Here is a 21,661-nt window from a genome sequence, read left to right as displayed (position 1 = left end):
TGGCCCGTGTCCACTTTCCGGATACAATTTAAATATGGAACAAACCCGTCCGATTTCTGGGCTTTTAGCTACCCTTGGCCTCGTAACGAGTGCTGGGGCGGTGTTTGCCGCCTCGTGCTGTGTGTTGCCGCTGGTCCTGGGCAGTCTCGGCGCTTCGGCCAGCATATTCACGGCGCTGGAGGTGCTGACCGATTACCGAAAGCCGGTCCTTTTTTTGGGGGCCAGCCTAGTCGCTCTTGCGTGGGTTATCTATTTTCGAAGGAGCGGAGCTAAAGCAACAGCGATTGCTCTGACCAGTGCATCTCTTCTGATTGCAACGGCGGCAAGCTGGGACTTCATAGAACGCCCTCTGCTCAAGATCGTCAGGACGTATCGCTAATGCAGCTAGAAAGCCAGATCAGTTGTCCTATTTGCGGTCACCAGGCGACAGAGATAATGCCGACGGATGCCTGCCAATTTTTTTACGACTGTAAGGGCTGCGGCGAGCGACTCAAACCTAGGTCGGGCGATTGCTGCGTTTTCTGTTCTTACGGCACTGTGCCTTGCCCGCCGATACAGGCTGGGCACACGTGCTGCGATTGAGTTGAATCGACTGATGGTCAAACCTTGACGAGCTTATCTTAGAAGCAGCGGGCTCCCAGGCCCTGACTTTCGAAAGCCTTCGTCGGCGATCTATTGCTGGCGCAGCATACAGCCACCTGAGCTTTTACGCTTTTCGGCAGCGCCATATTCGCAGCGCCTAACCGAAGACGCCGGAGCTTCCTTTGACCGATCCGTTGTGCTGCATATGCACGCAAGTGGTATGAGGAAGTAAAGCTGAGGCACGGGATGGCCGGATTGCACGATCATTGATCTCGGAAGGCAATGCCAATTCGGTTTTCTTTTCTCCAAACAATTCGACACCGCTGAGGACAGCGAGCCCCGCCCATGATCAGGTTGAATTTCGACGGGATACCGACGACGCTCTGAACCGAAAGTGCAGCGCCAGTTTCGGAAAAGTTGCGCACTGTGCAATCTATTGCGCCGCCGCCGAACTCGATCACTCCCCCTTTGAGGACACGCCTGCGCAATGGTGATCGATTTTCATCCATAGGCGGCTTTATACGTGTCGGCCGTTAAAGTGTTCTTACGCACTCGAAATCATCCAAACGGATGAGTTTCGACGGCCCGTCACAGTGTCGATCCGTCTAGACTACCACGCAAAACATCGGACTATCAGATACCTCCAAGGCTGGCCGCAGGAGGTGTCGCAAGGCGGCCAGCCTGCGGAGTCACTGTGATGCCTCACCGTTTATCGGCGAGGCCATAGTCTCGGCCTGTATAAGTCCCTATCCATCTATCCGATTTTATGCGAGCGACATGCTGCCGAGAGCGACGTTAGTTTGCAGATATGCATACTGGCTACAATGTAATCTGCGTTCCAACTTCGACAGCTCGGCCAGACGGAATATGAAAATATCGGCTCGCATCGTCGGCAGACCGAGCAAGACTTATAAAAAGATTATCTTGCCACATAGGCATTACGGAATTTTCCGAAGGGCGAAGTGACCGTCGTGAAAGAAAAAACGACGTGCTCATCACATCAAATTTCAGACCAAGCCGCCGACATGCCACGAGTTCTTTTGGTATGTTCGGGCTTTCCATATAACCAAAACGCAAGGTAATCCTCGTGAAACGATCTGACACCGCTTCAAAAGCAATCCGATCATTGATGTCTGCCCGAGGTGTGTCTTGCGTAATGACATTCAAGATCAAGTTGTGTTCGTGGAGGACCTTATTGTGTTTTAAGTTGTGAAGCAAAGCTGTCGGAGTCGAGTCCGGATGCCCAGTGAGGAATACGGCTAAGCCGGGCACTCTCGCAACAGAGGTTGAGTTTACAATTCTCTGAATGAAACTTTTAAGCGGCACCTCGTCTCTTCTCGTTTTATCGCTGAGTACAGACGTTCCTTTTCGCCACGTTATCATGACGATCATCAGGATTGAACCGATTGCTAATGGAATCCATCCACCATCTGCAATCTTCAACATATTTGCCAACAGGAAGACGGCTTCAACAAGAATGAAGGGCGTAATGATGAGAGCCGCTGTGAGGGGCCTCCATTTCCAGCATTTCCACATTACGAAAAATGCCATTACGCTCGTGATCACCATAGTTCCGGTTACGGCGATGCCATATGCTGACGCTAATGCGCTTGATGTTTTAAAGGCGAATACCAGGTAAAGAACGGCTATCAGCAGAAGCCAGTTTACCCTCGGGATGTAAATCTGCCCCTTTTCAGTTTCCGACGTTTTCCTGATTTCCATTCGAGGCAACAAGCCGAGCTGTATTGCTTGTTGCGTGAGAGAAAAGGCCCCGGAAATTACTGCCTGACTCGCAATAATTGTAGCCATTGTTGCCAACACCACCATTGGCAGTAATGCCCAATCCGGGAATAGCAGGAAGAACGGATTTTCCAGCTTTTCTGGATGCAAAAGTAGCAGGGCACCTTGCCCGAGATAGTTTAGTATCAAGGCCGGGAAAACCACAAAAAGCCAAGCCATTTGGATCGGCTTTCTGCCAAAGTGACCCATGTCAGCATAGAGTGCTTCAGCGCCTGTCACGGTTAAGAAGACGGCACCCAGTGCTAGTAGCCCGGCATGACCATGGTTCAATAAGAAATTAAAACCATAGAGCGGATTGAGTGCCGCTAAGACGCTGAGATCATCTAACAGATTTATTGAACCGCCGATTGCTATTACGATAAACCATATGAGAGTTATCGGCCCGAACCAAGCTGCTACAACTGCGGTCCCTCGGCTCTGAGCTAAAAATAAGCCGACCAGAATAGTCATGCTGAGCGGGAGTATGAATGCGTCAAATCCAGGCGCAACCAGTTTAAGCCCTTCTACCGCCGAGAGCACAGATATTGCCGGCGTGATAATTGCGTCTCCATAGAATAAAGCTGCCCCGGCCATTCCCATAAACGATATGATCAGAAAATTGCGCCCCATAACGCCTTGCAGAAGCGCCATCAACGTAAGGGTGCCACCCTCTCCGTGATTGTCAGCCCGCATGATGATCAAGACATATTTGAGCGTCACGATGACCGTCAGCGCCCAAAGCATAAGGGATAGGACTCCTAAAATCATCTCAGGAGTTGCTGTGCCTCCTGCGGCGGCTGCTGTCAGGCTCTCCTTTAAAGCATAAAGCGGACTTGTTCCGATATCACCATAAACAACACCAATTGAACCAAGGGATAAGGTCCAAAAAGCATTTTGGTGGGGAGGATGCGCAGCATCCGGCGTGATATCGGACAAAGATAATATCCCTTTATTTAAACGCTGTGGGCCTAGCCGCTGATAATCAGACGAAAAACGCTAGATTGTTTTTGGGCCTTTGACGGAGTTATAATCGATAGAACCACTTCCGTTTCGGTCAATGCGGGATCAAAGATCAGCGTGGCTGTTTAGGCTGCGAAGAAATGGCGGTGGAGTTTTCATTTTGTAATGTAAGCTCATGATGAGCTACAGAGAGAATTACTGAAGAGCAAGTATGCAGCTTTTAGCAAGCAAGTTCATAATCGGCTCGTTCGAGTTTCAATATTGGATGCCTGTATTTTTGGGGATCGTAATCGTAGCGGTAATTTTGACCCACTGGCTTAACCGAACGCACTGATGTTGCGTTTCGGGGTGATTGATCAGCTCGCATACAATGTAAGCGTGTCTTAGGACTGGGCCTCATTTGGGTATACCGTTGCGAAGCACACGCATGAGACACAATTATTGTCTCAATAGGGTTTACTTATAGATTGCGAGACGTTATGGATCGATAGTCTAGACTCTAATGAGACGCAACGAGGCCAATCGTGACCATTATCGGATACGCCCGTGTCAGCACCGTAGATCAAGACCTTTCGATTCAGGTGGCTGCCCTCAAGGCGGCAGGCTGTGAGGTCGTCCGCTCCGAGAAACGCTCAGGGACGACCACCAAGGGCCGCCAGGAGCTAGAAACAATCCTGGCGTTCCTGGGGGCCGGTGACGTGCTGATCGTGACACGTATTGATCGGCTCGCCCGCTCTATCGGCGATCTTCAAGACATAGTGCGGGCTGTTCGAGCCAAGGGCGCAAGTCTGAAAGCCACCGAGCAGCCAATTGATACAACCACAGCGGCAGGCAAAGCTTTTCTCGACATGCTGGGCGTGTTCGCAGAATTCGAAACAAACCTCCGCAAGGAACGCCAGATGGAGGGAATCGCCAAGGCGAAAGCCGAAGGCGTCTACAAGGGTCGGAAGCCAAGCATTGATCGAGCTGTGGTTCTCGAACTGAAAGCTAAGGGCTTGGGGCCATCGGCAATTGCTAAACAGCTCAAAATCGGACGTGCATCCGTCTACAGGGCGTTCGGCGCTGTGAGCTAGATAAGTACACGATGCTACCGACTACTTCCACGTAATTCATACGTGAAAACCTTTATGAAATCATTTTGAGCGAGGGAATAAGGTGCTTCGGGCCAACGTTTGCCGTAACTACACTGCCAACGACAATGCGGTTCCGACCAGAATTCTTTGCTGCATACAATGCTTGATCGGCTTGCCAGAGTAGGTCTTCTGAGGAAAGTTCTTCCAAGGGGACCTCCGTGACTACGCCAATGCTCACAGTCACATAGGGGTCTGTTTCTGCTCCACCGTGGCAAAGCTTACGTTGCGCCAGTGCGCTGCGCAGCCGATCCGCAACCAACCGAGCCCCTTCGTGGTCGGTCTCCGGCAGTATTATAGCGAATTCTTCACCGCCATAGCGAGCAGCCAAATCCGCAGGACGAAGAGCAATCTGCTCCATGAGGGACGCAACAGTACGAAGACATTCATCCCCTTGTTGATGGCCGTGGAGGTCATTGTACAATTTGAAATGATCGACATCAGCGAAAATGAGTGACAATGGTTTCTTAGTCCGCATGCCCCGAGACCATTCCATAGCAAGCGTCTGATCGAAGCAACGTCGATTTGCCAGCCCAGTTAGTCCGTCGCTGGACGCCAATGTCCTCAAAGCGATCTCAGCCCGCTTGTGATCAGTCATGTCACGTAATGTTTCGACCACGGCTACCAGGTTGCCGTGATCGTCGTGAATTGGCCCAGCATCAATAGCCAGATAAAGCTGGTTGCCCAATCGAGGCATCACGCACCAGTTCTCAGCACTGAAACCAGAGCCTCCTTCAGACACAGTATGTTCGGGATAATGACTGGCCAATTCATCGGGACGCCCAAGAGCCACTAGGTCGGCGAGACAATATCGTGAGGCATCGTAAAATGCTCGCCAGTGTTCTTTGGTACCCAGAACATCTTTGGCTGCTACCCCTGTTAGGCGCTCACACGCACGGTTCCAAATAACGACCTCACGCTTCGGATTTAGTACGAAAGTCGGGACAACGAGATGCTGCATCAGCCGCACGGCATAGGCTTGTGCGATATCCATACTCTTTGGAACCATAGCGGCGTTCCTCAATACCCTTATTCGCAGAAGGTGAAACCTAACCTACAAAGACAATACAGGCGGTTTAGAGGTTTGGTTAAAAGAGGGTAAGGACGTATCTTCGACAATGCATTCCTTTGGTCGCACCGAACCATGCGCCAACAGTTCCCGGCGCTCGAGCCTTTCCTATACCACCAACATAAAGCTAAGGGCGGGAATGATCACGCCCCAGCCCGTAGTCAATTTATTGACGGGAAGGAATAACTAGAATCCAAAGAAGTGCTAAGGAAGAGGAGTTGTATTAGTCAGGTTATTTATTGGCCCTGGCTGTACCTTCCAGAAAAACCACCGGCGTCCCTTTACTGGCCATCGCAGCCAGCCGTTCGACATCCCAATTCGTCAAACGGACACAGCCATGAGATTCGGTCTTGCTAACCTTTGATGGCTCTGGCGTCCCATGAATCCCGTAGCCTTGAGCATTTAGACCGATCCATTCGATTCCAACAGGATTGTTCGGTCCGGGACCGATAACGAACGGCTTCTTCGATTTTACCCCCTTGAATTTGTAATCAGGATTATATCGGTACGTAGGGTTCCGATCTATCGAAACGACTTTCAAGGTGCCGGAGGGTGTTGGCTTTTCGTCACTCCCCACCGTTGCCGGATAGAACGCAACGACGGCACCAGCCTTGTCGAGAGCCTTCACCGTCTGTGCGTCCTTATCAACTTCGATACGGGATATCCTTTCCTTTTTTCCGTCGTTGGTCGACCTTAAGACATTTGCCACCACAAGTTTCTGACCGGCACTATCAAACTTCGTGTCCGGATTGAGGACAACTAGTAATCCCTCACTCATATGAAATCGTTCTGCGATTTCCTCTCGGACGTTTCGATAACTTAGGGCCTTCAGACCCTTCATATCGTCCAATTTTGCGGGGATCTTTTCGAGGAAGGGGCCTTGGACATCTTTGTCCGTCAAGACGTAGTCCGTCAAAACAGGCTGCGTATCGGATAATAGCTTTGCCCAAAGGTCAGCAGTTAGCTCCTTTCCAACCGGAAGATTCCGTGAAGCGGAGTAGGCCGTTAGCGCCTTTTCCAAATTTTCTCCAAGCTTGCCATCAATCTCACCGGGAGAAAATTTAGCCCTATCGAGAAAGACCTGAACCTTTACTGCGATGGGGTCGACCGTATCAGTCGGAGCAAGCTTCTTGGTGAACTGAGCGTTTTCAATAGTAATGGCATCAATACGTTCTGAGGCAAACGAAGACCTAATCGGCCCGATGATTAGCAGGATGACAAGCCCGGCATTTCGAAAGGTACAATTATTCATGGGATTCCCGCAGAGCGGGTGTGGTCACCTGAGAGGTCTCATAGACCGTCAATGCTTCGGACCCGCCAACATTTTAAACATGTCATTCGAATGCTGCCCAATAAGGCGTCCTTGTTCTTTGTAAAATTCGCTCGCTGCTACGATGATATCTTGAGGTGTTTTTGCCGTCGAACAATGTTTGGCGAAATTTGAAGCGCAGATCGTATTCGCTTGGGCGATTTCAAAAAGCTTTGCAGAAAAATCCCACAGTGTCGGATTGGCCGACAGTCCCCCATAAGACGCTGGCTCTGGTGCATCCGCACAAGCGGCACCTGGCACGGACGGGGCCATACACTCTTGTGCAATCTTTTCTGGAATCGCCGCTACGGCCTCAAGGGGATCAGGATCGGAAACAGTGCCCGTCGTCGAAACAGAAGTAACAAAAATGGTTTCGGGGTGCGTCTGCTTCTTCGAAATAACTTCGGCCGGGGTATCCGTAGGCCGAGACAACATTGTCGACCTTTTCAAACCAGATGATTTAGATCGTTTGCTCATTTAGATGTTCGCTCTGAGTCAATGATGTCGTCGCTACCAATTCAACGTTTCGCCATTAGTTCCATGATTCGCTGTTCAGTTATTCCTGCGAGCGGCAGACAGACCCACAGCGCCGTGGTTTATCTGTGCATGTGTCGTATCTCAGGTAAGCCCTGGCATGGGCTTACCTTCATCTCGTTTTTCTACGATAATAACCGGTTTTCTCGTTCGATGCAGCCGTCTTTGCCGAGGCCATCATGTCGCCGCCCAATTGTTTCATTTGCTCCTGAGCAGTCGTGAACTGCGTTTTCAGATAATCACTCTGAATCTGCATGAAGTGTTGAAGATCAGTTGCGTGAAGTAGGTTGCGGGCGTGATCGAACGCCGTCTTCATGTTTTGCTCCGTCAATGACAGCGTCTTCTTTGAGATATCTGTTGCCGGGTGGGGGACCATATCGACCGACTTGTGCGCCGCTTCGATAAACGTGGTGAAGGCTTTCTCGGCCTGTTCGACGGTGCTTTCAGCCAGCTCTTTTACTTGTGCAGGCACTTGCATCTTCATATATTCGCTCAAGGTAGCTCTCTTTTGTTCGAGATTTATTCTTATAACACGAGCTTCGAATTAATAGCGGCATTATCAGGGTGTCCGATGAGAGGCATAGAGCATCGGTACTTGATCCGTTCGAGATATTTATAAGCCGTTCACCCTTCGAAGCTGCGGACTCACGAACTCTGACAAGAATTTTGCACGCCTGTAGAGCAGAGAAGGTAAGGGCGTCGCTGCAACTGATCCTTTGGATTCTGGAAAACATCTGGTTTAATAAACCCTAGGCTGCATGAAACAGAGATTTTGCTGAGGACGCAGACGATGAATCAAGAGAAGCGCAGCGTCCGTCATTTAGCTGCTATAGTTGCTGCCGATGTAGCAGGCTACTCTCGGTTAACAAGCTTAAATGAGACTCTTACCTTGCGGACATTGGCCGCACATCGCAAGATATTCGATAAGGCAATCCTCAAGTTCGGCGGACGAATTGCTAACACGGCTGGTGACAGCGTCCTCGCAGAATTCCCAAGCGTCGTGGATGCGCTTGATTGCTGCATTCAGGTGCAGCGTCAATTAGAAAAAGCCACAGAGGGTCAGTCTGAAGAAGAGGCCGTTAGATTTCGGATCGGCATCCATATTGGAGATGTCGTCGTCAACGGCACTGATCTCTTGGGCGATGCGGTAAACATTGCAGCGAGACTTGAAAGCGTCGCCGATCCGGGCGGAATTTGCGTCTCAAGTTCTGTAGTCGATCAGGCTGATGGAAAGATAGAGTTGCAATTCGAGCCTAGGGGACTTCAGAAGTTTAAAAACATCAACAGGCTCGTGGATGTACACGCAGTTGCGCTGGCGATGTCCAAAAAAGCAAGCGTGTCGGATCGAGGATCATCAGGCCAGGTAACCCAGACCATTCGATATTGTCGATCAGCAGATGACGTTCGGCTTGCCTATTCTGTCGTGGGGTCAGGACCACCACTGGTGAAAACTGCTAATTGGCTCAATCATCTTGAACTAGACTGGGAGCTGCCGCTTATAGCCCATTGGCTTTTTGGGCTGTCAAAGCACAATAGCCTTTTGCGATATGATGCTCGTGGCAACGGACTATCTGATTGGGATGTGAAAGACGTTTCCCTCGATGCTTGGGTCAACGACTTAGAAGCCGTGGTGAATGCGGCTAACATCGATCGATTTCCTTTACTTGGCCTTTCTCAAGGCTGTGCCGTCTCAATCGCATTTGCGGTTAGGCACCCGGAACGGGTGTCTCGTTTGATCTTATTTGGTGGATTTGCGCAGGGACGACTGAAAAGGGTCTCATTAACGCAAGATGGCAGAGCCCGAATTGAAGCCGTGGGCACTCTCATGAGGCTAGGATGGGGCAACGACGATCCCACCTTTCGTCAACTGATGACATCTCAGCTAATGCCGACAGCGTCAACCGAACAGAACAAAGCTTTCAATGAACTCCAGCGACGAAGCGCATCGCCTGATTGCGCAGTCCGCTATTGGAATGCCGTCAATAATTTCGACGTGCTCGATCTTTTGCCGATGGTGAAAGTGCCGACTTTGGTCATTCACTTCCGTGACGATTTGATGGTACCTGCGTCTAATGGACGCCTTCTTGCCGACACCATTCCGGGAGCGAAATTTGTCTCATTGCCTGGTCGTAATCATGTCCCATTGGAGCACGATCCAGGGATGCCTCAATTCTTCGAAGAGGTAGCAGCATTCCTGCATCCTGCTCATTAGCTTTGACTAAAGTTTTGTTTGTCTAACGTAACCTGTTGATGCAACTGGAGACCGACGCAGCGGTTTTGTAGCTAACCTATTGACAAATCCTGGAAACTAACAGCTTCCCAAGCTGCATACGAGGGTTCGATTCCCTCCGTCCGCTCCAGTTTTTGCGCGCGGTTATCCCACCGCCTTCGCCGCCGCACGTCCCGCATTGCGGCCCGAGAACAAACATCCTCCCAGAAACGTGCCTTCCAGCGAACGGTAGCCGTGCATGCCGCCGCCGAAGCCTGAGGCTTCGCCGGCCGCGTACAGCCCCGGCATGATCTCGCCTTGCTGGCCGAACACGCGGCCGTCGAGATCGGTCTCGAAACCGCCCAGCGTCTTGCGGGTGAGGATGTTGAGGCGCACCGCGATCAGCGGGCCGTGCGCGGGGTCGAGGATGCGGTGCGGCCTGGCGGTGCGGATCAGGCGGTCGCCGATATATTTTCGCGCGTTGTGGATGTTCATCATCTGCGTGTCCTTGACGTAAGGGTTCGCCATGCTGCGGTCGCGCGCCTCGATCTGCGTGCGGATCTCGCGGACGTCGAGCAGGTGATCGCCGGTCAGGCCGTTCATCGCCGCGACGAGGTCGTCGAGATTGTCGCGCACGATGAAGTCGACGCCGTTGTCCTTGAACGCCTCGACCGGCGCCGGGGCGCCCTTGTTGATGGCGCGGCGCGCCGTCATCAGCCAGTCCTTGCCGGTGAGGTCGGGGTTCTGCTCGGAGCCCGACAGCGCGAACTCCTTCTTGATGATCGCCTGCGTCAGGATGAACCAGGAATAGTCATGGCCGGTAGACTGGATGTACTGCAGCTGGCCGAGCGTGTCGGAGCCCGGGAACAGCGGCGACGGCAGCCGCCGGCCGGTGGCGTCGAACCACATCGACGACGGCCCCGGCAGGATGCGGATGCCATGCATCGGCCAGATCGGATTCCAGTTCTCGATGCCCTCGACATAATGCCACATCCGGTCGCGGTTGATCAGCCGCGCGCCGGCCGCCTCGGTGATGCCGATCATGCGGCCGTCGACATGTTCGGGCACGCCGGAGATCATCCGCTTCGGCGGGGGGCCGAGCCGCTCCGGCCAGTTCTGCCGCACCAACGCGTGGTTTCCGCCGATGCCGCCGGACGCGATCAGGATCGCGCCCGCCTGCAGCGCGAACTCGCCAACGCCATGGCGCGAACTGCTGACGCCGCGAGCCACCTCCGTTGGCTCCAGGATCGCACCGCTGACGCCATGCACCGTGCCGCCGGTGACGCAGAGGGCATCGACGCGGTGGCGGAATTTAAAGGTCAGCAATCTCCGCGCTTCGGCCTCGCGGGCGCGGCGTACGAACGGCTCCAGCAGGCCGGGCCCGGTGCCCCAGGTGACATGGAAGCGCGGCACCGAATTGCCGTGGCCAATCGCGCGCAGCCAGTCGCGCTTTTCGCCGGCGGCGAAGCCGACATAGGCTTCGGCCCAGCGCCGCGGCCAGTGATCGTCGGCGCGGTCGAAGCCGGCGGCGCCGCTCCAGTCCTGCATCGCGAGGTCATAGGAGTCCCTGATGCCGAGCCGGCGCTGCTCCGGCGAATCGACCAGGAACAATCCGCCGAACGACCAGAACGCCTGGCCGCCGAGGTTCTGTTCACCCTCTTGGTCGAGCACGATGACGCGCTTTCCCGCGTCGGCGATTTCGGTGGCGGCGACCAGCCCGGCCAGCCCGCCGCCGACCACGATGACATCGGCATCGTCAGCCATTCGCTTCCCCCAATTTATTAATGGAGATTGAAGCCCGCGGCGGTTCCGATCGTCAAATGGTATTGCGCGCGACAATGTGATGTTCCCGTTCGGGACCTCGCGATGCGAAGTGCATCTTGCGTGCAACACTCGATCTGAATTGAGTGGCGGGCGCCCCGCCCATCTGGACAAAAAACCGATCTGGCAACACGCTGACGATGGTCTGCTTCGCTTGGCAGGACAGGATCAGATTGTCGAACTGGGGCTGGTCATGAAGTTCGTTACGGGGGTGCTCGCGGCCGTCCTGTTGCTCGCCGGCGTGGGGGCCAGCCACGCCGTGGTCCGGATCTCGGACGACCGCGGCGGCCGCATCGGAACCTATGTCGACAAGTATCAGGGGCTGCGCAGCTCCGGCGAGACCGTGGTGATCGACGGGCTGTGCGCTTCGGCCTGCACCATCGTGCTCGGCGCCGTGCCGCATGACCGGATCTGCGTCACCTCCAACGCCAATCTCGGGTTCCATGCGGCCTGGGATGTCGGCCGCAACGGCCGCGCCGTCACCAATCGCGAGGCGACGCAGATGCTCTACGCGATGTATCCGACCGCGATCAAACGCTGGATCTCGAACCGCGGCGGCCTGACGCCGAACATGATCTTCCTGCGCGGTCGCCAGCTGATGGGCATGTACAAGCCCTGCTATATGAACGCCGAGGCGTCCGCCACGCGCTGAGCGCGTCCCCCGATCATGCCGAAATGATCGCGGCCCCGGCTGTGGCGCTTGCTCGTCTCTGCATATAGCCCTATCTGACGGGCAGGGCACGGGGCTCTGGCCGGGAACATTTGATGTCGGATCGTTTGACAAGACCGCTGGTCGTGATCGCGGCGTTCGCCGGGAGTCTCGCGGCAGGCTTGCTGGTGGTGCTGTGGCTCACGGGCGGCTTTCGTGGCGCCACCGTTGCGGCCTCGATCGGCGGCGCGTTCCAGCTCACCGACCAGTCCGGCCAGACCGTCACCGAGAAGGATCTCAAGGGCAAGCCGACGCTGATCTTCTTCGGCTTCACGCATTGCCCGGACATCTGCCCGACATCGCTGTTCGAGATTTCCGAAGTGCTGCGCGCAATGGGCAAGGACGCCGACCGCGTCAATGCCTGGTTCGTCTCCGTCGATCCCGAACGCGACACTGCTGCCGCGATGAAGGACTATCTGTCGAGCTTCGATCCGCATCTGAAGGGCCTCACCGGTGACCAGGCTTCGGTGGCCAAGGTGATTTCCAGCTTCCGGGTCTACGCCAAGAAGGTCTCGCTCAAGGACGGCGACTATACGATGGACCATACCGCGCTGATCTATCTGATGGACCGCGACGGCAATTTCATCGCGCCGTTCAACCTGAAGCGCAAGCCGGAACAGGCGGCCGAGGACCTCAAGCGCTATCTGTGAGGCTGGCGCTGCGATCGCCGAGCGGACAGGCGCGGCGCCGGGTCGGTTGTGCGTCGCGTTGCGAGACCGTGTTCGGTCTTTTCCCAGTGATACGGCTTCCAGATAAACTGCCACACCGCACGCCACGCGGCGGTGGACAGGCAAATCCAGTACAGCGGTGTCAGCCCCAGGATCCATCCGTCCCGCAGCCTTCGCCTTCGCATCATGCCGAGCCCGCCCAGCGCGACGGTCGAGATACATCCGGCGGCGAAGGCCGCGACATGTAATGCGGTTGCCCAGTCGATCGACCGCTCCGACCGGCTGAACACCATGTGATCGATTACCGCATACAGCATGATCGGGTAGGCCAGCGCAGTGACCACATTGCCCCCGGCGACGATGTTCAGCGTGAAGAAAGCGCGACCGCCGGCCTCGCGCCATAGCCGCACGGGGTGGCACATATGGACGCACCAGGTTTGCAGCCAGCCCTTCATCCAGCGCGAGCGCTGCCGCAGCCAGGCGTCGAGATGGAGCGGCGCTTCCTCGAAGGTCGTCGACGGGAACGCAACCGAGCGATAGCCGAAGCGGGCGAGGCGAAACCCGAGGTCGGCGTCTTCCGTCACGTTGTAGGCATCCCAGGCCCCAACCGTGCGCAGCATCGCCGTTCGAAAATGGTTCGACGAGCCGCCGAGCGGCAGCGGCAGACCCATCGCCGTCATGCCGGGTAACATGACGTCGAAATGCCCGGCATATTCGACGGTAAACATGCGCGACAGCAGGCTGTGCGTTTCGTTGTCGATGCACAGGCTGGCCTGGGCGCAGGCGACCTCGCGGCCATGCGCGCGAAACGCTTTCAGCGCGGCACGAAGCTGGCCCGGTTCGGGGCGGTCCTCCGCGTCATAGACCGCGGTGAAGCTGCCGCGCGCGAAGGGTAGCGCCCAGTTCAGCGCTTTCGGCTTGGTCTGCGGCGCCACGGCAGGCGCGACCAGCATCCTCAGATGCGGTTTCGTGCCGAGCCGGGCGATCGCGGCGCGGGTCTGCAGATCGTCCGGCTCAACCACTAGAATGATGTCGAGCTTTTCGCGGGGATAGTCGAGGGCTTCCAGCGCCAGAACGAGCGGCGCAACCGAACTCGCTTCGCGGTATAGCGCCACGATGACGCTGTAGTTCGGCAACTGATCATCCAGCACTGGTGCGGCGGCGTGACGTTGCCGCAGAAAGGCGCAGGTCGCCAGCCTCAGCGCGGTAAAAGCCAGGAACCAGACGGCCAGCATCGCGCCCCATATTGCAGGGAATAGAAATGGCGGCAGCGTTGCTATCGCGAAGACCGCGGCGCCTCGCTTGAACCGTCCGCGCCACGGGCGCGCGGCAGCAAAAGCAGGCGCGGCCGACATCGCGGGATCGTGGAGGCCGAGCCCGCGCGTGGACTCCTCGATCAACGGTGCGGCCGCTTCCTGCAGCAGAAACCGCCGCAGCGCGTAGTCGGAGGTCAGGCGGAAGTCGATATTGATGCTGCGCTTCGCCCGGCAGATGGCACGGGCGCTGTAGTTGCGCGGCGCAATCACCATAATGCGTTCGCCGTCCCTGTGGAGCGGCACCAGGCCGGACGCCGCGGCGTAGGTGATCTGGTCGTCGCGTAACATTACGTCGCTGCGGTCGCACTCCGAGAGGTCATCGATGGCCATGCCGGTGTGGCGCGAAAGCAGCCGCAGATAGGCGGCCTCGTCGATCATGCCCAGCCGGATCAGGACCTGATCGGCGCCGATGCCGAGCTCCCGTGCCCGGATCTCGGCCTGTTGCAGCAGCCTCGGCGCAAGCACGCCGCGAAGGCAATCCAGCTCGTCCGCCGCGCCCTCGTCGAACCCGTGATGACAATTGTCGTTGTCTGGAGCGCGGGGTGCCGCAGCCATTGAACTGGGCAGAGGTCTTTCGCCGCGCGGGCGCTGCGAAATCTGTGCCGGCCTGCTTTCAACATGGTCCCCCGGATCTATGCAACGCCCCACGCCACAAACGCCGCTCGCCTCCCGTGCCGGATCGTCTATAAGTCCGGCCAGTCGGAACCGCTGGCCCATGCAACCACAAAACAAATTGACCATCAACCGAAGATTGCCGGCATGGCTCGGTGTCGCCGTATGCGTGCTGGGTTTGGTGTGCCTCGTCCCGGCGCGGTCAGCCCATGCCCAGACCGCCGCCCCCGTGGTTCAGCCCGGGCCGCAGGCGGTGCCGGGGTTCTGGGATCCGCGGCGCCGGCCCGACCGGCCGGACCTGACGCGCCTTACCGTAATCCGCTTCCTGACCGAGACCGATTATCCTCCGTTCAACTTCACCGGGCCGGACGGCAATCCCGCCGGCTTCAATGTCGATCTGGCGAGACTCCTGTGCGAGGAGATCAAGGTCACCTGCACGGTGCAGATGCGCCGTTTCGAGACGCTGCTCGATGCGATTTCCAGTAACCGCGGCGACGCCATCATCGCCTCGATCGCGGTCACGCCGCAGATCCGAACCCGGGTCGATTTCACCGATCCGTATTACCGCGCGCCGGCGCGCTTCGTGTCGCGCAAGAACGTGGGGCTGGCGGAGATCCGGCCGGAATATCTCGAAGGCAAGAAGGTCGGTGCCATCGCGGGCTCGTCGCACGAGGCGTATCTCAAGGCAATGTTCACCGACGCCGTGCTGCTGCCGTACCCGAACGACGAGGCGTTGCGCCAGGCGCTGCGCAAGAGCGAGGTGGATTACATCTTCGGCGACGCGATCTCGCTGGCGTTCTGGATCAATGGCACCGACTCCGCCGATTGCTGCGCCTTCAGCGGCGGCCCCTTCGTGGAAAGTCGCTATTTCGGCGAGGGCATCGGAATCGCGGTCCGCAAAGGCAACGACACGCTGCGCCAGGCGCTGAACTGGGCGCTGTTCCGGGTCTGGGAAAAAGGCAAATACACCGACTTGTGGCTGCGGTATTTTTCCGTCAACCCGTTCTGAAATCATCGACCTGCGGTTTGGCATTTGGATGCGGAGCCGCTAGGTTCCGCGGCCCGGAGGCCCACATGTCCACGATAGATTTACCCAGCCAAAGCGACCTGCGTTCGCTTGCCGAAAATTCCAACGCCTGGCCGTTCGAGCAGGCCAAGGCGCTGGTGGCGCGGCTGAAGAAGAAGCCGAAAGAGGAAGTGCTGTTCGAGACCGGTTACGGTCCAAGCGGCCTGCCGCATATCGGCACCTTCGGAGAAGTGGCGCGCACCACCATGGTGCGCCACGCCTTCCGCGTGCTCACCGACGACAAGATCAAGACCCGGCTGATCGCATTTTCCGACGACATGGACGGCCTGCGAAAGGTGCCGGACAACGTGCCGAACAAGGAGATGCTGACCGCGCATCTGGGCAAGCCGCTGTCGCGAATCCCGGATCCGTTCTCCAACGAATATCCGTCGTTCGGCGCCGCCAACAATGCACGGCTGCGCGCCTTCCTCGATCATTTCGGCTTCGACTACGAATTCGCCTCGTCGACCGACTACTACACGTCCGGCCGGTTCGACGCGACGCTGCTGAAGATGCTGGCTGTCTACGACAAGGTCATGGACGTCATCCTGCCGACGCTCGGCCCGGACCGCCGCGCGACCTATTCACCGTTCCTGCCGATCAGCAAGACCACGGGCGTGGTGCTGCAGGTGCCGATGATCCGCCGCGACATTGATGCTGGCACCATCACCTATGTCGATCCCGACACGCATGAGGAAGTCGAGACGCCGGTGACCGGCGGCGCCGTCAAGTGCCAGTGGAAGGCCGACTGGGCGATGCGCTGGGCCGCGCTCGGTATCGACTATGAAATGGCCGGCAAGGACCTGATCGATTCCGTCAAGCTGTCGAGCAAGATCTGTTCGGCGCTGGGTGGCACGCCGCCGGAGAGCTTCATCTACGAGCTGTTCCTCGACGACAAGGGCGGCAAGATTTCGAAGTCGAAGGGCAACGGCCTGACGATCGACGAATGGCTGCGCTACGCCTCGCCGGAATCGCTGTCGCTCTTCATGTACCGCGAGCCGAAGGCGGCGAAGCGATTGTTCTTCGACGTCATTCCGCGCAATGTCGACGAGTACCAGCAATTCGTCGAAGGCTATGCGAAGCAGGATGGCAAGCAGCGGCTGACCAATCCGGCCTGGCACATCCATGCCGGTGATCCGCCGGTGGCCGAGATGCCGGTGACTTTCCAGCTTCTGCTGACGCTGGTGTCGTCGTCGAACGCCGAGAATGCCGAGACGTTGTGGGGCTTCATTCGCCGCTACCGGCCGGGCGTGACCGCGCAGACCCATCCCCGACTGGACGCGATGGTCGGCTACGCCATCAACTACTATCGGGATTTTGTGGCGCCGACCAAGACGTTCCGCCAGCCGAGCGAGGTCGAGCGCGTGGCGTTGCAGGATCTGCGCGACGCGCTGTCGCAACTGCCGGCAGAGGCGACGCCGGAAGATATCCAGAACGCGGTCTACGAAATCGGCCGCCGCGAGCCGTTCCTCGATCACAAGAAACTGGCGAAGGACGGCCGCCCCGGCGTGTCGCTCGACTGGTTCAACATGCTGTACCAGGTGCTGCTCGGCCAGGAAAAGGGCCCGCGCTTCGGCTCGTTCGTCGCGGTCTACGGCGTCAGCAATGCGATCGCGATGATCGACGGGGCATTGGCGAGAAGCGCTTCATAGCGCTGCGCTCTCTTCCTTCCCTCTCCCCTTGTGGGAGAGGGTGGATCGAACGCGAAGCGTTCGAGACGGGTGAGGGGGTGCCAAAAGCTCCGAGCCCAGCCCCCCCCATCCGTCACGGCCTTCGGCCGCGACACCTTCTCCCACAAGGGGAGAAGGAAGAAAGAGTTACTGGCTCGCCCATACGATCCGGGCGATCCACTCGATGTCGCCCGCTGCAAAGTTGCGATCGACGTGATTGGGGTTCAGCGATTGCAGCTCCAGCAGCTTGGCGGTGCGGCGCTTCAACTCCTTGACCATCACCTCGCCGTCTTTGGTGCGGACCACGACGCGGTCGCCCTTGCGGATCTGGGCGCCGGGCGAAACCACGATGGTGTCGCCGTCGCGATAGGCGGGCTTCATCGAATCGCCGGAAATCTTCAGCGCGTAAGCGTGCTCGTCATTGACCGAGGGCAGGCCGATCTCTTCCCAGCCGCTGCTGCCGACCGGAAAGCCGGCATCGTCGAAATAGCCGCCGCGCCCGGCCTGCGCGAAGCCGAGCAGCGGCACCGATTGCGTGGTGCGGCTGGTGCCCTCGATCAGCGCCACGAAACGGTCGATGGTGACATTGGTCGCCGCCAGCGCCTTCGACACCGATTCGGTCGAGGGCCAGCGCTGGCGGCCGTCATTGGTAATGCGCTTGGACTTGTTGAAGGTGGTGGAGTCGAGCCCGGCCTTCTTAGCCAGGCCGGAGGCCGACATGCCGTTGCGTTCGGCAAGCTTGTCCAGGGCACCCCAGATCTGGGCATGTGAAAGCATGGCGTTGGTCCCTCGGTGAAACGCTCGATGGCCCCTTGGCGAGCCTCGTGGCGGAGCGGCCGGGCGATAAATAAGGCGAATTCTAGGAATTATTGCCCGAAGGACGTGAATTTCGCAATAGGATTCTTGAAAATCCGAGCGGCCTTGAAGTGCGGGGGGGCGGTCGATACGGTCAGCCGCAGACGGCCAAGCTGGCGGATGCGCGGCGCCGTCGACAACAGCAGAAAGTCCAGGCGGTGCGTCCCATCTATAAAATCTGTCCCGCCTCGCCATGGCGCGAGGCCGAGCGGCAGGGCTCGTACCGCGGCAGCGCCGATGACGCGCGCGACGGCTTCATCCATTTCTCCAGCGCCGAACAACTCGCCGGCACGTTGCAGAAGCACTACGCCCGCCAGAGCGGGCTGTTGCTGATCGCGATCGACGGCGATCGGCTCGGCGATGCCCTGCGCTGGGAGCCGTCGCGCGATGGCGCCCTGTTTCCACACCTCTATGGCGAACTCGACATGGGCGCCGTAACCGCCGTGACGGAACTGCGGTTGCGTCCCGATGGCGGCCATGACCTTCCGGAGCTGCCCCTGTGATTCGTGCCTTTGATGCCATTTCGCTTCCGATGCTGCGCTGGCTCGATGCCGAGGATGCACACAGCCTGGCGATCCGCGGCCTGAAGATGCTGCCGCCGGGAAAGCCGCAAGCCGACGATCCGAAACTCGCGGTGCGCGCCTTCGGGTTGAACTTTCCCAATCCGATCGGCATGGCCGCCGGCTTCGACAAGAATGCCGAGGTCTCGGATGCGCTGCTGCGGCTCGGCTTCGGCTTTACCGAAGTCGGCACCGTGACGCCCAAGCCGCAGGCCGGCAACGCCCGGCCGCGCATCATCCGACTGGAGCGAGACGAGGCGATCATCAACCGGCTCGGTTTCAACAATGACGGCGCCGATGCCGTGCTGCGCCGGCTGGCGGCGCGCGCCCAGCGCGGCGGCATCGTCGGCGTCAATGTCGGGGCCAACAAGGATTCCGCCGATCGCACCGAGGACTATGTCCGGCTGATCGAAACCTTCGCGCCGGTGGCGAGCTACTTTACCGTCAACGTATCGTCGCCGAATACGCCGGGACTGCGCAACCTGCAGCAGGCCGCCGCGCTCGACGATCTCCTGGCGCGGGTGATCGACGCCCGCGAGCGCGTCCGGCAGAACGCCGGCGATTCGCCGGTGCTGCTGAAGATCGCGCCCGACCTCAGCCTCACCGATCTCGACGACGCCGTGCACATTGCGCGCTCGCGCGGCGTCGATGGCATGATCGTCGCCAACACCACGCTGGCGCGCTTTCCGACCTTGCGCGATCAGGCCAAGGTGCATGAGCAGGGCGGCCTGTCCGGCCGGCCGCTGTTCCGGCTGTCGACGCGGATGGTGGCGGAGACCTTCGTCCGGGTCGAAGGCGCGTTCCCGCTGATCGGCTGCGGCGGCATCGATTCCGGCGGCGCCGCGCTGACCAAGATCCGCGCCGGCGCCAGCCTGATCCAGCTTTATACGTCGCTGGTCTACAAGGGCCTCGGCCTGGTCGAGCGGATCAAGGCCGATCTGGTCTCGATCCTGCTGCGCACCGGCCGCGATTCATTGTCGGAAATCGTCGGCGCCGATGCGGCAACGATCACCGCGGAAGACTGGCCGGTGTAGCCGTCATTGCGAGGAGCCCTTGCGACGAAGCAATCCAGTTCTTGCAGAGTTCGTGGCTCTGGATTGCCGCGTCGCTTCGCTCCTCGCAATGACGAGCCTTACGGAAACGATTTGCCTATCAGCGCCGTATAGCGAACCGCCTGCAATACGCCGCGCGCGAGCAGGAAGATCAGGAACGCGCTCCACAGCCCGGCATTGCCGAACGGCGTCAGCATATAGAACGAGGCAAAGTAGGTCGCCAGCGCCACCAGCATCAGATTGCGCATGTCGCGCGCCCAGGACGCGCCGATATAGATGCCGTCATAGACATAGGCCAGCACGCCGCACGCCGGCGCCAGCGCCGCCAGCCACATGAATTCGCGGGCCGCGAGCCGCACTTCCGGGCTGGTGGTGATGAGGTCGATCAGCGTGTCGCCGGCGACCATGAACAGCAGCGTCACCGCGACGCCGAACGCCGTGCTCCAGCCCAGCACCAGTTTCACGGCGCGGTTGAATTCGGCGCGGTTGCGGGCGCCAAAGCTCTGGCCGCAGAGCTGCTCGGCGGCATTCGCCAGCCCGTCGAGAAAGAACGAGCCGATCATCAGAAAGTTGTTGAGCACGGCGTTGGCCGCCAGCGTCAGGTCGCCGGCGCGGGCGCCCTGCGCGGTGAAGAACAGGAAGGCGGCGATCAGCGCGGCGGTGCGGATCATGATGTCGCGGTTGACGGCGAACATCCGCAGCAGGCGTTCGCGATCGAAAAGGATGTGGCTGGGTACGCTGAAGTTGCCCGACAACAGCACGGATATCGCGATCATTCCGCCGATGAAGCCGAGGCCTTCCGCGGTCACCGTCGCCAGCGCGGCGCCCTTGACGCCGAAGCCGGCGGACAGCACGAGAAACGCCGTCAGCGCCATGTTGATCAGGTTGATGCCGACCTGCAGCGCCAGCGCGATGCCGGTGCGGGCCTGGCCGACCAGCCAGCCGAGGATGACGTAATTGCCGAGCATGAGCGGCGCCGACCACAGCCGGATGAAGAAATAGTCGCGCGCCGCGGACGTCACCGCGTCAGAGCCGCTCATGATGCCGAACACCGCCGCCGCCAGCGGCGTGCGCAGCGCGATCAGCGTCAGGCCGATCAACGCGCCGAGCATCAGCGCGCGGAGCAGGATGGCGCGTAACTCGAGGCGGTCGCCTGCGCCGAGCGCCTGCGCGGTGAACGACACCGTCGCCATCCGCAGAAAGCCGAAAAGCCAGAAGATGCAGTCGAACGCCACCGAGGCCAAAGCCACGCCGCCGAGCAGATGCGGATCGCCAAGCCGGCCGATCGCGGCGGTGGCGACGATGCCGAGCAGCGGCGTGGTGAGATTGGCCAGCATGGCCGGCCCGGCGATGGCGAAGACGCGCGCGTGGGTGACGCGAAGTACGGCAGACATTCCGGGAGTCTAGCGGCCGCGCGGCGCGCTGAACATCCGCGAGATCAGCCAGATCGGCACCACGATGACGGCGCCGAGCAGGAAGTAACGCCACAGTCCGTTGATGGCATCGAAGCCGAGGTCATAGACCCACTGGAACAGGCGGCGGATGCTGGTGACGATGTTCCAGGGATCGAAGCCGATCGCCGCCAGCACGATGCCGACCAGGATCGACAGCAGCACGAGCCGACCCAGCACCGCCAGCGGCGAACCGCCGAGAAAGCGCGACAGGCCGTCCTGCTGGCGCACCGGGTCGTCCCGGACATCGTTCTGCATCATCGTCTCCTGGGCGTAAATCGCGTGTCGATCATAGGCCGTTCAGGCGCG

21 protein-coding genes are annotated in these 21,661 nt (G+C 58.6%); 10 read left to right on the top strand and 11 right to left on the bottom strand.

Translation table 11 applies throughout. From position 1 onward, the window contains the following. Positions 1-34: 34 nt before the first annotated feature. Together FNL56_RS00330 and FNL56_RS28085 are read left to right on the top strand one after the other, a co-directional pair. Positions 35-379 (top strand): hypothetical protein, encoded by a 345-nt coding sequence (locus FNL56_RS00330; RefSeq protein ID WP_143577315.1) that lies wholly within the window; start codon positions 35-37, stop codon positions 377-379. Next, on the top strand, positions 379-582 hold the full coding sequence (locus FNL56_RS28085) for a GDCCVxC domain-containing (seleno)protein (protein WP_143577314.1): 204 nt from the start codon (positions 379-381) through the stop codon (positions 580-582). Before FNL56_RS00330 ends, FNL56_RS28085 begins: the two co-directional genes overlap by 1 nt. 263 nt (positions 583-845) lie before the next feature. Here the strand turns inward: FNL56_RS28085 and FNL56_RS00320 are convergent, their stop codons facing one another. Together FNL56_RS00320 and FNL56_RS00315 are read right to left on the bottom strand one after the other, a co-directional pair. Beyond that, positions 846-1,091: a PilZ domain-containing protein gene (locus FNL56_RS00320; protein ID WP_143577313.1), complete on the bottom strand. Its 246-nt coding sequence runs from the start codon at positions 1,089-1,091 to the stop codon at positions 846-848. Between the two features lie 310 nt (positions 1,092-1,401). Further along, a complete protein-coding gene (locus FNL56_RS00315; protein WP_143577312.1) occupies positions 1,402-3,306 on the bottom strand; it encodes a potassium transporter Kup in 1,905 nt (634 codons plus the stop codon). Between the two features lie 539 nt (positions 3,307-3,845). Between FNL56_RS00315 and FNL56_RS00310 the strand changes: the two genes are divergently transcribed. Further along, positions 3,846-4,394, top strand: a complete 549-nt coding sequence (locus tag FNL56_RS00310; RefSeq protein WP_143577311.1) for a recombinase family protein — start codon at positions 3,846-3,848, stop codon at positions 4,392-4,394. Positions 4,395-4,446: 52 nt separating this feature from the next. Here the strand turns inward: FNL56_RS00310 and FNL56_RS00305 are convergent, their stop codons facing one another. From FNL56_RS00305 to FNL56_RS00290, 4 genes are all read right to left on the bottom strand, one after another. Continuing rightward, positions 4,447-5,460 carry a sensor domain-containing diguanylate cyclase gene (locus FNL56_RS00305; RefSeq protein WP_143577310.1) on the bottom strand — a complete coding sequence of 338 codons (1,014 nt, stop codon included), beginning with the start codon at positions 5,458-5,460 and terminating at the stop codon, positions 4,447-4,449. A 292-nt stretch (positions 5,461-5,752) separates the two neighbouring features. After that, complete coding sequence (locus FNL56_RS00300; protein WP_143577309.1) at positions 5,753-6,772, bottom strand: L,D-transpeptidase family protein; 1,020 nt, start codon at positions 6,770-6,772, stop codon at positions 5,753-5,755. A 48-nt stretch (positions 6,773-6,820) separates the two neighbouring features. Next, positions 6,821-7,306, bottom strand: a complete 486-nt coding sequence (locus FNL56_RS00295; RefSeq protein WP_143581706.1) for a hypothetical protein — start codon at positions 7,304-7,306, stop codon at positions 6,821-6,823. Positions 7,307-7,475: 169 nt separating this feature from the next. Further along, entirely contained in the window at positions 7,476-7,847 is a 372-nt protein-coding gene (locus FNL56_RS00290; RefSeq protein WP_143582518.1) for a phasin, read from the bottom strand. 306 nt (positions 7,848-8,153) lie between these two features. Here FNL56_RS00290 and FNL56_RS00285 point away from each other — a divergent pair, with 306 nt between their 5' ends. Next, on the top strand, positions 8,154-9,575 hold the full coding sequence (locus FNL56_RS00285) for an alpha/beta fold hydrolase (protein ID WP_143577307.1): 1,422 nt from the start codon (positions 8,154-8,156) through the stop codon (positions 9,573-9,575). A gap of 162 nt (positions 9,576-9,737) precedes the next feature. Here FNL56_RS00285 and FNL56_RS00280 read toward each other — a convergent pair whose 3' ends face one another. Beyond that, positions 9,738-11,336, bottom strand: a complete 1,599-nt coding sequence (locus tag FNL56_RS00280) for an FAD-binding dehydrogenase (protein WP_143581705.1) — start codon at positions 11,334-11,336, stop codon at positions 9,738-9,740. Between the two features lie 250 nt (positions 11,337-11,586). On the opposite strand from FNL56_RS00280, the gene FNL56_RS00275 reads away from it, so the two are divergent. Both FNL56_RS00275 and FNL56_RS00270 read left to right on the top strand, forming a co-directional pair. Next, positions 11,587-12,045 carry a hypothetical protein gene (locus FNL56_RS00275; protein ID WP_143571124.1) on the top strand — a complete coding sequence of 153 codons (459 nt, stop codon included), beginning with the start codon at positions 11,587-11,589 and terminating at the stop codon, positions 12,043-12,045. A gap of 113 nt (positions 12,046-12,158) precedes the next feature. Further along, the gene (locus FNL56_RS00270; protein ID WP_143571123.1) at positions 12,159-12,752 is read left to right on the top strand and encodes an SCO family protein; all 594 of its coding nucleotides are present in this window, start codon (positions 12,159-12,161) and stop codon (positions 12,750-12,752) included. Here FNL56_RS00270 and FNL56_RS00265 read toward each other — a convergent pair. Continuing rightward, a complete protein-coding gene (locus FNL56_RS00265) occupies positions 12,743-14,551 on the bottom strand; it encodes a glycosyltransferase family 2 protein (RefSeq protein WP_246660826.1) in 1,809 nt (602 codons plus the stop codon). The genes FNL56_RS00270 and FNL56_RS00265 overlap by 10 nt on opposite strands. Positions 14,552-14,801: 250 nt before the next feature. On the opposite strand from FNL56_RS00265, the gene FNL56_RS00260 reads away from it, so the two are divergent. Together FNL56_RS00260 and FNL56_RS00255 are read left to right on the top strand one after the other, a co-directional pair. Then, complete coding sequence (locus FNL56_RS00260; RefSeq protein ID WP_143571121.1) at positions 14,802-15,707, top strand: transporter substrate-binding domain-containing protein; 906 nt, start codon at positions 14,802-14,804, stop codon at positions 15,705-15,707. Positions 15,708-15,772: 65 nt separating this feature from the next. Next, a complete protein-coding gene (locus FNL56_RS00255; RefSeq protein ID WP_143571120.1) occupies positions 15,773-17,416 on the top strand; it encodes a lysine--tRNA ligase in 1,644 nt (547 codons plus the stop codon). A 165-nt stretch (positions 17,417-17,581) separates the two neighbouring features. On the opposite strand, the gene FNL56_RS00250 is transcribed toward FNL56_RS00255, so the two are convergent. Beyond that, the gene (locus FNL56_RS00250) at positions 17,582-18,211 is read right to left on the bottom strand and encodes a S24 family peptidase (protein ID WP_143571119.1); all 630 of its coding nucleotides are present in this window, start codon (positions 18,209-18,211) and stop codon (positions 17,582-17,584) included. A gap of 236 nt (positions 18,212-18,447) precedes the next feature. Between FNL56_RS00250 and FNL56_RS00245 the strand changes: the two genes are divergently transcribed. Both FNL56_RS00245 and FNL56_RS00240 read left to right on the top strand, forming a co-directional pair. Continuing rightward, a complete protein-coding gene (locus FNL56_RS00245) occupies positions 18,448-18,792 on the top strand; it encodes a DUF952 domain-containing protein (RefSeq protein ID WP_143577305.1) in 345 nt (114 codons plus the stop codon). Further along, positions 18,789-19,883, top strand: a complete 1,095-nt coding sequence (locus FNL56_RS00240) for a quinone-dependent dihydroorotate dehydrogenase (protein ID WP_143581702.1) — start codon at positions 18,789-18,791, stop codon at positions 19,881-19,883. The genes FNL56_RS00245 and FNL56_RS00240 overlap by 4 nt, the downstream gene beginning before the upstream one ends. 98 nt (positions 19,884-19,981) lie before the next feature. Here FNL56_RS00240 and FNL56_RS00235 read toward each other — a convergent pair whose 3' ends face one another. Both FNL56_RS00235 and FNL56_RS00230 read right to left on the bottom strand, forming a co-directional pair. Next, positions 19,982-21,295, bottom strand: a complete 1,314-nt coding sequence (locus FNL56_RS00235) for an MATE family efflux transporter (protein ID WP_143571116.1) — start codon at positions 21,293-21,295, stop codon at positions 19,982-19,984. Positions 21,296-21,304: 9 nt separating this feature from the next. Then, positions 21,305-21,610: a DUF6460 domain-containing protein gene (locus FNL56_RS00230; protein ID WP_143571115.1), complete on the bottom strand. Its 306-nt coding sequence runs from the start codon at positions 21,608-21,610 to the stop codon at positions 21,305-21,307. Positions 21,611-21,661: the final 51 nt, after the last annotated feature.

Source organism: Tardiphaga sp. vice304, from assembly GCF_007018905.1.
Taxonomy (GTDB): Bacteria; Pseudomonadota; Alphaproteobacteria; order Rhizobiales; family Xanthobacteraceae; genus Tardiphaga.
This window is presented reverse-complemented; position numbering and strand designations above follow the sequence as displayed.